Here is an 11,773-nt window from a genome sequence, read left to right as displayed (position 1 = left end):
ATGAGCACCATGACCCCCGAGCAGGCGAGCTGGTTCGCCCAGACGTTCGACCGCATCGTCGGCAACGTCGCCCAGGCCGTGCTCGGCAAGGACGACCAGATCCGCCTGGCCCTCACGTGCATGCTGGCCGAGGGCCACCTGCTGCTGGAGGATGCGCCCGGCACCGGCAAGACCATGCTCGCCCGCGCGATGGCGGCGAGTGTGCAGGGCACGAACCACCGCATCCAGTTCACGCCGGACCTGCTGCCGTCCGACGTCACCGGCGTGACGATCTACGACCAGAAGTCGGGCACGTTCGACTTCCACCAGGGCCCGATCTTCGCGAACATCGTGCTCGCGGACGAGATCAACCGCGCCTCGCCGAAGACGCAGTCCGCGCTCCTCGAGGTCATGGAGGAGGGCCAGGTCACCGTGGACGGCGTGACGCACAAGACCGGCACCCCGTTCATGGTCGTCGCCACGCAGAACCCGATCGAGCAGGCCGGCACGTACAAGCTGCCGGAGGCGCAGCTGGACCGCTTCCTCATGAAGACGTCGATCGGCTACCCCGACCTCGCCTCGACGGTCGAGATCCTCGCCGGCTCCGCCGTCCGCGACCGCAGCGCCGCGCTGCAGCCCGTCATCACGGGCCAGGCCGTCGTCGACATGGCCGCCCTCGCCGCCTCCACGCACGTCGACCCGGCGGTGCTGGAGTACATCTCGCGCCTCGCCGAGGAGTCGCGGGCCACCGCCGACGTGCACGTCGGCGTCTCCGTGCGCGGCGCCCTCGCGCTGGTGCGCTGCATGAAGGTCTGGGCCGCCGCCCACGGGCGCAACTACGTGCTGCCCGACGACGTCAAGGACCTCGTGCAGCCCGTGTGGGCGCACCGGCTCGTGCTCGACGCCGAGGCCGAGTTCGCGGGGGCCACCGCGGAGACGACGATCTCCCGGCTGCTCGCCGACGTCCCGGCGCCGCAGGAACGCCGGAGCGCCTGACCCACCGACCGTCCGACCCACCGTCCGACCGGAGCATCGCCATGACCACGACCACCGAGCGGGAGCAGGCCCCCGACGTCGCCCGCGACCCCGCGGCCGACGCCGAGCCCGAGGCGCAGGCCCCCCAGGCCGCGCCCGACGCGCCGCGCCGGCCGCTGCGCCGGCTGCTCGCCGACGCGGGAACCGCCGTCACGTCGGGACTCGTGCGCGCCTGGGCGCGCGTCGCGCCCGTCGTCGGGGTCGTGTCGCCGTTCGGCTGGGCGGTCCTCGCCCTCGTCGCCGGGGCGTGGTGGGCCGGCGTCGTGCTGCGCTGGCAGGAGGCGACGGTCGTCGCGGTCACGGCGACGGTCACGCTGGTCGGCGCGATCGTCTTCGTGCTGGGCCGGCTGCGGTACACGGTGACGCTCGACGTCGCGTCCCGGCGCGTCGTCGTGGGCGACCGCGCCGTCGGCCGGCTCCTGGTGCGCAACGACTCGGCCCGCGCGATGCTGCCCGCCGTCATGGAGCTCCAGGTGGGGCAGGGCATCGCGACCTTCCCGCTGCCGCGGATGCGTCCGGCCGCCGAGCACGAGGAGCTCTTCGCCGTCCCGACCCACCGCCGCGCGGTGATCCCCATCGGGCCGGTGCGCTCGGTGCGCGCCGACCCGCTGGGCATGCTGCGCCGGGAGCTGACGTGGACGGAGCCGGAGGAGCTCTACGTGCACCCGCGCACGCTGCCGCTGTCCGGGTCGTCCACCGGCCTGCTGCACGACCTCGAGGGCCGCGTCACCCCCGACATCTCCGACTCGGACGTGTCGTTCCACGCGCTGCGCGACTACGTGCCGGGCGACGACCGGCGGCACATCCACTGGAAGTCGACCGCCCGCACGGGCCAGCTGATGGTGCGGCAGTTCGAGGAGACGCGCCGCTCGCGCCTCGCCGTCATCCTGTCGACGCGCGAGGAGGACTACGCCGACCCCGAGGAGTTCGAGCTCGCCGTGTCCGCGTGCGGGTCGCTCGGCCTGCAGGCCATCCGCGAGGACGGCGGCCTGGCCGTGCTCGTGCCGCAGGGCCGCGTGCGCGGCGACCACCGCACCCGCCTGCTCGACGACCTCACCCGCCTCGAGCTCGCGCCCGCGCGCACGAGCCTGGCGGAGATCGCCCGCGTCGCCTCGGCGACCGTCACCGACGCGTCGGTGGTGGTGCTCGCCGTCGGCAGCAGGGTGACCCCCACCGACCTGCGCGCCGCCGCGGTGCGGCTGCCCGTCGACGCGCGCCTCGTCGCGATGCGCTGCGTCCCGGGCAGCTCCGTGAGCCGCGGCCGCGTCGCCGACATGCAGGTGCTCACGCTCGGCGAGCTCGCGGACCTGCCGAACGCCCTGCGGAGGATGCATGACTGAGGGCCACGCGCCGGCGCCCGGACCGGCCGACGAGACGCACGCGGGACGGCCCGCGAGCACGACGACGGGGAGCACCGGGACGACCGGCGGCACCGGCGGCACCTCGCGCACGTCCCTGCGCGCGGGCACGACGCGCGCCCAGGGCGGGCGGCCCACGGACCGTCCGCGCGCGCTGACCGCCGCCGGGCTGGTGGACGGGCTCGTGCTCGTCGCGCTGCTCGGGGTCGTCGCGGTCGGCTTCGGCCCCGCCTGGGGCACGACCGGCTACCTGCTGCCCGCGCTGGGCGGGGCGGCCGCCGGCCTCCTCGTCGCCTGGCTGGGCGCATGGCTGCGCTGGTCGGTGCTACTGACCGCAGCGGCGACGGTGCTGGCCTACTTCCTGCTCGGCGGCGCGCTCGCGCTGCCGGGCACCGCGATCGCGGGCGTCGTGCCCACGGGTGCCACACTGTCCGAGCTGGCCGTCGGCGCCGTGCACGGGTGGAAGTCGTTCGTCACGACGGTGCCGCCGCTGTCCTCCTTCGAGGAGCTCGCGGTCGTCCCGTACCTGCTGATGCTGCTCACCGGCGTGCTCGCCGGGACGATCGCGTGGCGGTCGCGGGTCGCGGCCTGGGCGCTGCTGCCCGTGGTCGTGGCCCTCACGGCGGTCGCGCTGCTCGGCACGATCCTGCCCGCGTACCCGCTGGTGCAGGGCCTCGTCGTCGCGGTCGTCGGGCTGCTGTGGGCGTCGTGGCGCGCGGCGGAGACGCGGATGGGCGCCAACCGGCTGCTGTCGGAGGCGAGCCGGTCGGCGACCCGGCGCCTGCGGGCGCAGCGGGTGCGCGGCGGCGCCGTGCTGCTCGGCCTCGGCGGCATCGCCGCCGTCCTCGTGTCCCCGCTGCTGGGGCAGGGGGAGCGGGTGGTGCTGCGCGAGCTGATCACCCCGCCGCTCGACCTGCACCAGTACACGAGCCCGCTCGTCGGCTTCCGCACGTACACCAAGGACCTCGACGAGACCGAGCTGTTCACCGTCACCGGGATGCCCGCCGACGGCCGGGTCCGCCTGGCCACCCTGGACTCGTACGCGGGCACCGTCTACGACGCGGGCTCCGGCGGCGGGTCGGGCGTCTTCAACCGCGCCGGCGACGTCATCGACACGGTCGCCGCGGGCACGCCCACCCCCGTCCAGGTCACCGTCACGGGATACTCCGGCGTGTGGCTGCCCGACGTCGGCCAGCTCGGTGGCATCCGGTTCACGGGGGAGCGCGCGGACGAGCTCGCGGCGTCGACCTACTACAACGCGACGTCCGGCACGGGGGTCGTCACCGCGGGCCTGCGCCCCGGCGACGCGTACGAGCTGGACGCGATCGTGTCCCCGCCGCCGAGCGAGGAGGACCTGGCGGAGGTGCCGATCCTCGAGACCGACCTCCCGAAGCCGCAGGACGTCGCGGACGCCGTGCCGGGCAAGGCTCAGCAGTTCGCGGCCGACGCCACCGACCCGTTCGAGCGGCTCCTCAACATCCGCGACACCCTGGTGGCCACAGGTGTGTATTCCAGCGGCCTGGAGAACCAGCCGGCGTCGCGCCCGGGGCACTCCGCGGCCCGGATCGACACGCTGCTCGCGCAGGACGAGATGGTCGGCGACGACGAGCAGTTCGCCGTGGCGCTGGCGCTCATGGCGCGGCAGGCCGGCATCCCGGCGCGCGTCGTCATGGGCTTCTACCCCGAGAAGGACGCCCTGAAGCCGGGCGCGCCGTACGTCGTCACCGGCGCGGACGTGCACGCGTGGGTCGAGGTGCCGTTCGAGGGGTACGGCTGGGTGCCGTTCGACGTCGTCCCGGACGAGGACAACAAGGTGGAGCCGCTCCCGCGCTCCAAGCAGGTGCCGAAGCCGCCGGTCCTGGAGTCCCCGGAGACGCCCGAGGAGCCGCCGCAGGCGGAGGCGGGCGACGTCGAGGACGAGAAGGACGACGAGGAGGCCGAGGGCATCGACTGGCGGCAGGTCGCGATCATCGCGGTCGCGGTCGCCGTGCCCCTCGCGATCGTCGCGCTCCCGGTGCTGCTGCTCCTCGCGTACAAGGCGCGCCGTCGGGGCCGCCGCCGCTCCGCCCCCGTCCCCGTGGACCGGGTCAGCGGCGGGTGGCGCGAGGTGGTCGACGTGGCGACCGACCTCGGCGCGGGCGTGCCGCGCGCCGCGACGCGCCGGGAGGGCGCGCGCCTGCTCGTGACGCAGCTCCCGTCGGCGGCGCCCGACGCCACCACCGGCCTCGCGCACCGGGCCGACCGGACCGTCTTCGGCGGCGGAGAGCCGACGCAGGCCGAGATCGACGAGTACTGGGCCGAGGTCGACGCCCTCGTCGGCACGCTGCACGCGGGGCTGCCGTGGCGCAAGCGGGTCGCGGCGCGGCTGTCGCTGCGCTCGGTGCGCGGTGCCGACGCCCCGCCGGCGCGGGCCGTGGTCCGCGGCTGGGTGCGGGCCGTCCCGGCGGCGTTCGGCAGGGCGGGCCGCGCGATGGCGCGCCCGCTGCATGACAGGATGGCCCGCGCGCGGCGGCGCCGCGCCCGGCGGCAGGAGGACCGATGACGACGACGTGCGGCGCGTGCGGCGCCGGCGAGCAGTCCGGGGCGTTCTGCTCCGTGTGCGGCACGCCCACCGTGGCGACCCCCCACCGCGGGGCCGGGGCCATGAGCTCCCGCCTCGAGGTGACCACCGAGCCGGAGATGCGTGAGCGCACCCGCCAGGCCTCGGGCGGGGTGCTCCGGGGGGCCGGCCCGGCGGCCGCGCCCGCGCCCGACGGTCCGCCCCTGGCGGGGGTCGGGCGCCGGGCCGGCGCCTACGTCCTCGATCTGCTCGCGGTCTCGCTGCTGGCGGGGATCGTCGGGACCGTCGTGGCGCTGGCCACCGGCGCGCCCGACGCGCTCGCCGGGCTCGGCGAGGCGACCACGTCGATGGGCGCCGAGGCCGCCGCGGGCGAGTTCGTCCGCGCGATGCTCCTGGTCTATGGGGTGATGGGCCTGGTCAGCCTGCTCGGCTGGGTGACCCTCGCCCTCCTGGACGGCCTCACCGGCGCGACGATCGGCAACCGGATGCTCGGCATCCGCACGGTGGCCGCCGACGGCAGCGGGCCGGTCGGGGCCGGCCGCGGCCTGCTGCGCTGGCTCGTCCTCGCGCTGTGCGGCGTGCTGCCGCTGGTCGGCACGGTGCTGGTGCTCGTGTCGCCGACCTTCGACTCGTCGGGCCGCCGCCAGGGCTGGCACGACAAGGCCGCCCGCGCCGTGGTGCGCGACGTGCGCGGCGCCGCGCCGCGCAGCTTCGCGCCGGCCTCGGCGGCCGCCCCCGCGGGAACGCCCGCCGGAGCGGCCGCCCAGGCGGGGGGCCCGGCCGGCACCCCCGCCGGGGCACCCGTCGCTGCGGCGCCCGACCCGTGGTCGTTCCCCACGGGGGACCGCCGCGGCGGGGGAGTCATCACGGGCGTGCCCGGCTCGCCGGGCGGGCAGGAACCGGCCGACGCCGCGGGGCCCGAGGCGGAGCCGCACACCCTGCACCGCGCACCGTCGGCGTCGTCGGCCGCGGCCACAGAGGCGACGCCGGAGCCCACGCCCACCACCCCGGCCGACGCTCAGCCCACGGGGCCGACGCCGGTCGCCCCGCAGCCGGCCGCCGCTCCGCACGCTTCGGTCGGCCCGCAGGCTCCGGTCGCCCCGCAGGCTCCGGTCGCCCCGCAGGCGGCCGTCGCGCCGCCGGTCGTGCCGGCCGCCGCTCCCGCCGTCGCGGCCCTCGGGGACGAGGACCTCGAGGACCTCGAGGCCACGCGGTTCAGCGTGTCCTCGCGCCGCGCCCCGGGCGACGGGACGGCGCCGCCGCGGATCGTCGTCGAGATCGACCCGGGCCGCCGCGTGACCGTCGCGTCCCGCACGCTCGTGGGCCGCAACCCGCAGCCGGACGGCGGGGCTCCGGCCACGCCGCTGCGCGTCGAGGACACGACGCGCTCGGTCTCCAAGACGCACCTCGAGCTCGTCCCCACCGCCGACGGCCTGCGCGTCACGGACCTCGGCAGCACCAACGGCAGCGCGGTCATCGCCCCGGACGGTGCGGTGCACGAGCTCGCGGCCGGCACCCCGGTGACCGTCACGGCGGGTTGGACCGTGCAGGCCGGGGCCCGCCGGCTGACGGTCGTCGGGCCGGACAGCGCATGAGCGCGAGGAGCCCCCGCGGAGGTACGCCGAGGGACGAGGTGTGCCGCAGCGAGGCACCGCAGCGTTCGTGCAGAGGGGAAGCGGCATGAGCACGGACGTCAGCCTCGGGCTGCTGTGGGGCGCCGCGACGCACCAGGGCGCGCGGCGCACGCTCAACGAGGACGCGTACCTCGCGAGCGGCTCCGTCTTCTTCGTCGCGGACGGGATGGGCGGCCACGACGCCGGGGAGGTCGCCAGCGCGGCCGCCGTCGAGGCGCTGCGCCCCCTCCTGGACTCCGACGTCGTCGGCGCGGACGCGGTGCGGTGCCGCCTGCGGACCGCGCACGACGCCGTCCGCGCGATCGAGACGACGCCCGGGCGAGGCGCCGGGACCACGCTCACCGGCGTCGTCCTCACCGGCCAGAGCGGCGAGCCGTACTGGCTGGTGGTGAACCTCGGCGACTCGCGGACCTACCGGCTCGCGGACGGAGAGCTCGAGCAGGTGAGCGTCGACCACTCCGAGGTGCAGGAGCTCGTCGACGCCGGCCGGATCACCCGGGCCCAGGCGGCGACGCACCCGCGGCGGCACGTCGTGACGCGGGCGCTCGGCGCGCCCGAGGACCCGGACGCCGACTTCTGGTTCCTGCCGGTGCACGCGGGCGACCGGCTGCTGGTGTGCTCCGACGGCCTGACCGGAGAGCTCACCGACGAACGGATCGAGCAGGTCCTGCTCGCCGAGGCCGACCCGCAGGTCGCGGCCGACCGGCTGACCCACGAGGCACTCACCGCGGGCGGCAGGGATAACATCACCGTCATCGTGGTGGACGCCACAGGGCTGACGGGCGCCCTGGAGAGCACGGCCCCCCGGGACGGGCGGGGCCGCCACGAGGACGACGAAGACACGGTGCCCCGGCGGTCGCCGTGGAAGGGGGCGCTGTCGTGACGTCGCGTTACGTGATCGGGCCGGCGTACGCCGTGGTGCGGCCGGGCGCCGTGGTCGTGCTGCCGGAGAAGGTGACACCGGAGCTGGTCGAGGAGCTGTGGACCGCCCTCGGCGAGGGCGCCGGCGTGGTGCCGGTGCTGGAGGTGCTGACGGGGTCCTTCGGCGCGAGCCTCGCGTCCCTGCCGCCGTTCGCGATCGCGGTGGCCGACGGCCGGCGCGTGCACGTGGCGGTCCGCGGCGCGACGTCGGTCACGGTCGCCCGCACCGACGGCCGCGACCACGTGTCCGGCGACGGGGTCACCACGTGGGCGGAGCGCACGTTCGCAGGCGTCGTGGACCTCGCGGTGCAGGTCGGCGTCACCGAGCCGGCGGCCGACCTGGTCGACGCGCGGGCCCTCCCGCTGGACGCCGGCGTCGTGCAGGTGGCGTCCGTGGGCGTGCGGCTCACGCAGGACGCGGCGCCTGCCGCCCCCGCCCCGCGCGCCGAGCCCGCCCCCGAGCCGTGGGAGCCCGAGCCCGAGCGCCGGCCCGCCCCCGAGCCCTGGGAGCCCGAGCCCGAGCGCCGGCCCGCCGCGGTGCCGGCGCCCGTGTCGGACGTGCCGGTGGCGGACGCGCCCGTGTCGGACGTACCCGGGGCAGGCGCGCCCGAGACCGCGCTCGCGCCGGAGGCCACGATCGCCCCCGAGGCCACGATCGCCCCTGAGGCCACGATGATCCCGGGCCCGGCCGTCACGGACGAGGCCGACCGCACGGACGACGCGGACGGGGTCGACGACGCGGCCGACGCACCGGCCGACCCGCTGCTGGAGGAGACCACCGGCTACGACCACCTGTGGGGATCCACCGTGCACCGGGCCGTCGAGGCGGCGGCCGTGCGGCCGGAGTCCGAGGACGAGGCCGGCGAGGACTCTGCGGAGTCCGCCGACGGCCCCGCGGCCCCCGCCGCCGACCAGGGCGCCGAGGGCGAGGCCGGCGGTGGGCAGGAGCCTGCCAGGGCGCCGGCGCCGGCGCCCGCTCCCGCCGACCCCGGCGTCGACGACGAGATCGACGGCAGCACGGTGCTCTCCTCGGCGATCGCCGACCTCCGGGCCGTCACGCCGGACCCGGCGCCCGCCGCGGTCCCCGAGACCGGCCCCGCCCCGGTGGGCGGGGTCCCGGTCGGCGGAGTCCCGGTGGGCACCGTACCCGTCTCGGCCGCCGGCGTCGGGGCGCCGACCGGTCCGGCGTTCGCCGCGGCCCCGATGCCGGGCCGGCCGATGATCCTCGCGCGCTCGTGCACGGCCGGGCACCCGAACCCGCCGCAGCGCGACGACTGCGCCGCGTGCGGCCAGTCCCTTGTCGGCGAGGCCCGGCAGGTGCCGCGCCCGGCGCTGGGGACCATGGCGGTCTCCGGCGGCCCGCGGGTGACGCTCGACCGGCCCGTCGTCGTCGGGCGCAAGCCGCGCTCGCCCCGCTCCGCCGGCGCCGATCTGCCACGCCTCGTCACGGTGCCCAGCCCCGAGCAGGACATCTCCCGCTCCCACGTCGAGGTGCGCCTCGAGGGCTGGCACGTGCTGGTGGGCGACATGAGCACGACGAACGGCACCACGCTCCTGCGCGCCGGGCAGGCGCCGCTGCGCCTGCACCCGGGCGAGCCGGTGCTGGTCGTCTCCCGCGACGTGGTCGACCTGGGAGACGGCGTGACGCTGACGTTCGAAGGGATCCTCTGAGCACGATGAGCCGCAAGCGCCCGCCGTCCCCACCGCCGCAGATCGACGGCTTCGAGTACGTCTCGCTCATCGGGTCGGGAGGCTTCTCGGACGTCTTCCTGTACCAGCAGCGCCGGCCGCGCCGCCGGGTGGCCGTCAAGGTCCTCCTGCACGAGTGGACCGGCGAGGGGCAGCGCGAGGCGTTCGACGCCGAGGCCGACCTCATGGCGACCCTCTCGACGCACCCGTCGATCGTCACCATGTATGAGGCGGACGTCGCCGCCGACGGGCGCCCGTACCTCGCGATGGAGTTCTGCTCCCGTCTCAACATGGGCGCGCGCTACCGCAGCGAGCGGATGAGCGTCCCCGACGTCCTGCGCGTGGCCGTGCAGGTCGCGGGCGCTGTCGAGACGTCGCACCGGGCCGGCATCCTGCACCGCGACGTCAAGCCGGCGAATATCCTCGTCACGGAGTACGGGCACCCGGCGCTGACGGACTTCGGCATCTCGTCCACGCTCGACGACGCCGGCCGCGCGGAGGGCATGTCGATCCCGTGGTCCCCGCCCGAGTCGTTCGCGGAGCCGCCGGCCACCGGCGTCGCCACGGACGTGTGGGGCCTGGCGGCCACCACGTACTCGCTGCTCGCCTCCCGCACCCCGTTCGAGGTGCCGGGCGGGTCGAACTCCAGCGCCGACCTGGTGGCGCGCATCGAGTCCGCCCCCCTGCAGCCCACGGGGCGCCAGGACGTCCCGGCGTCGCTTGAGCGGGTGCTCAGCACCGCGATGGCGAAGAACCCGGCGTCGCGGTACCCGACGGCGCTGGCGTTCGCGCGCGCCCTGCAGGCCGTGCAGACGGAGCTGTCCTTCGCCGTCACCCCGATCGACCTGCTCGACGACCACGGCCACGTGCGCGACGAGGGCCCCGAGGAGGGCGCGGACGACGACGAGGTCGGCACCCGGCTGCGTGAGGTCGTCTCCGTCGACCCGCGGGGCGCGGCCGCCGTCGGCGCGGGCCTCGTCGGCCGCCCGGCCGGCGGCGCGGCCGGGCGTGCCGTCCCCTCGGCCCCGGTGGCGTCGCCCGCCTCGCCGTCCGGCGCCGTCGCGGTCGACGACGACCTGGGCGACACCGTGCACCGGTCGATGGCCCCGGCCCATGTCGGGGCGCCGCCCGAGACCCCGCCGCAGCCCGCCCCGGCCCCGGCCGGGCCGCGGCGCGGGCTCGTCGTGGGCCTCGTCGCGGGGATCGCCGCCCTGGTGGCGCTCGCCGTCGTGCTGGCGGTCGCGCTCGGCCGCGACGCGGCCGAGGAACCGACCGGGGCGTCCACGCAGGCCGTGACCGACGCCGGCGACGACCCGGAGCCGCCGAGCGACAACCTCGGCGGCCTGGTGCCGGCGGTGACGGACCTCAAGGGCAAGGCCAAGGGCGACGACGTCGTCTTCACCTGGACCAACCCCGAGCCGCAGGACGGCGACACGTACGGCTGGCGGGAGCCGCAGGCGCTCGAGGAGGGGCACTACCAGCAGGTCTCGAAGCCGACCGTCACCGTGCCCAGGGTCTCCGGCGACGACACCTGCGTCGAGGTCGTCATCGTGCGCTCGGGCGCGTTCTCCATCGAGCCGAAGGGCATGTGCGTCGAATGAGCGACGACCGATGACGACGAGCGACCTGGCGGTGGAGTTCGCGGGGGAGTGGTTCCGACCCGACCCGGACGGCGTCTTCGAGATCGGGCGCGAGGGGGACCTCGCCCTCGACGACAACCCGTACCTGCACCGGCGCTTCCTGCAGGTCACCTCCAGCGCCGGGCTGTGGTGGCTCGGCAACGTCGGCAACCGGCTGTCCGCGACGGTGTGCGACGCCGCCGGCGGGGTCCAGTCGTGGCTGTCGCCCGGCAACTCGCTGCCGATCGTCTTCCCGTCGACGTCGATCGTCTTCACCGCCGGGCCCACGACGTACGAGCTGTTGGCCCGCCTCGCCCCCGCACCGTACGCGGAGATCCACACCGAGGAGCCGGACGGCGGTGCGACGACGATCGGCATGATCCCGTTCACGGTGAGCCAGCGGCAGCTCGTCGTCTCGCTGTGCGAGCCGATGCTGCGTCGCGACGGCACCGGCCTGTCCGAGATCCCGTCGTCGGCCGAGGCCGCGGCCCGGCTCGGCTGGACGACGACGCGGTTCAACCGCAAGCTCGACAACGTGTGCGAGAAGCTCGACCGGGTGGGCGTCAAGGGGCTGCGCGGCTCCGGCGGCGGCCTGGCGACGAACCGGCGCGCGCGGCTCGTCGAGTACGCCGTGGCGTCGCGCCTCGTCACGGCCGAGGACCTGCCACTGCTCGACGTCGACGCCGAGGCGGAAGAGTGAGCGGCCGCCGGCAGCGCCCGACGCCCGGGCAGATGGTCCTGGTCGTGGCGGTGGGCGCGGCGGCGATCGCGTTCGTGATCGTCATGACGGTGGGCCTGCTGCGCGACGGCGTGGGCACCGGGAACCCGCTCGACTACTGGCGGGCCGTGGGCCGCGAGCTGACGGAACCGACGAACTGGCGCATCGTCGGCCTGAGCGCCGCGCTGGGCGCGGGCGTCACGGCCCTCGTCGGGGCGTTCACCCGCCGCCGCCCGAAGTGACCTGCGCGACCCGACGAC

The 11,773-nt window shown here is 76.5% G+C and carries 9 protein-coding genes; all 9 read left to right on the top strand.

The genetic code is table 11. The annotated features are described in order from the left end of the window. The 9 genes from ABD254_RS05135 to ABD254_RS05095 all read left to right on the top strand — a co-directional run bounded on the left by ABD254_RS05135 (position 1) and on the right by ABD254_RS05095 (position 11,755). Positions 1–975 carry an AAA family ATPase gene (locus tag ABD254_RS05135; RefSeq protein ID WP_344246286.1) on the top strand — a complete coding sequence of 325 codons (975 nt, stop codon included), beginning with the start codon at positions 1–3 and terminating at the stop codon, positions 973–975. A 41-nt stretch (positions 976–1,016) separates the two neighbouring features. Next, positions 1,017–2,354 carry a DUF58 domain-containing protein gene (locus ABD254_RS05130; protein WP_344246284.1) on the top strand — a complete coding sequence of 446 codons (1,338 nt, stop codon included), beginning with the start codon at positions 1,017–1,019 and terminating at the stop codon, positions 2,352–2,354. Then, positions 2,347–4,914 carry a transglutaminase-like domain-containing protein gene (locus tag ABD254_RS05125; protein WP_344246282.1) on the top strand — a complete coding sequence of 856 codons (2,568 nt, stop codon included), beginning with the start codon at positions 2,347–2,349 and terminating at the stop codon, positions 4,912–4,914. Before ABD254_RS05130 ends, ABD254_RS05125 begins: the two co-directional genes overlap by 8 nt. Then, positions 4,911–6,527, top strand: coding sequence for an RDD family protein (locus ABD254_RS05120; RefSeq protein ID WP_344246280.1), 1,617 nt, complete (start codon positions 4,911–4,913; stop codon positions 6,525–6,527). The genes ABD254_RS05125 and ABD254_RS05120 overlap by 4 nt, the downstream gene beginning before the upstream one ends. 85 nt (positions 6,528–6,612) lie before the next feature. Beyond that, positions 6,613–7,449, top strand: coding sequence for a PP2C family protein-serine/threonine phosphatase (locus ABD254_RS05115; RefSeq protein WP_344246278.1), 837 nt, complete (start codon positions 6,613–6,615; stop codon positions 7,447–7,449). Continuing rightward, positions 7,446–9,158, top strand: coding sequence for an FHA domain-containing protein (locus tag ABD254_RS05110; RefSeq protein ID WP_344246277.1), 1,713 nt, complete (start codon positions 7,446–7,448; stop codon positions 9,156–9,158). Before ABD254_RS05115 ends, ABD254_RS05110 begins: the two co-directional genes overlap by 4 nt. 5 nt (positions 9,159–9,163) lie before the next feature. Next, on the top strand, positions 9,164–10,777 hold the full coding sequence (locus tag ABD254_RS05105; RefSeq protein ID WP_344246276.1) for a serine/threonine-protein kinase: 1,614 nt from the start codon (positions 9,164–9,166) through the stop codon (positions 10,775–10,777). A 10-nt stretch (positions 10,778–10,787) separates the two neighbouring features. Then, positions 10,788–11,495 (top strand): hypothetical protein, encoded by a 708-nt coding sequence (locus tag ABD254_RS05100; protein WP_344246275.1) that lies wholly within the window; start codon positions 10,788–10,790, stop codon positions 11,493–11,495. Beyond that, entirely contained in the window at positions 11,492–11,755 is a 264-nt protein-coding gene (locus tag ABD254_RS05095; protein WP_344246273.1) for a hypothetical protein, read from the top strand. The genes ABD254_RS05100 and ABD254_RS05095 overlap by 4 nt, the downstream gene beginning before the upstream one ends. Positions 11,756–11,773 lie beyond the last annotated feature (18 nt).

The sequence above is a fragment of the Isoptericola hypogeus genome (assembly GCF_039531145.1).
Taxonomy (GTDB): Bacteria; Actinomycetota; Actinomycetes; order Actinomycetales; family Cellulomonadaceae; genus Isoptericola; species Isoptericola hypogeus.
Note: the sequence above shows the minus strand (reverse complement) of the source record. Positions and strands in the feature narration are given on the sequence as shown.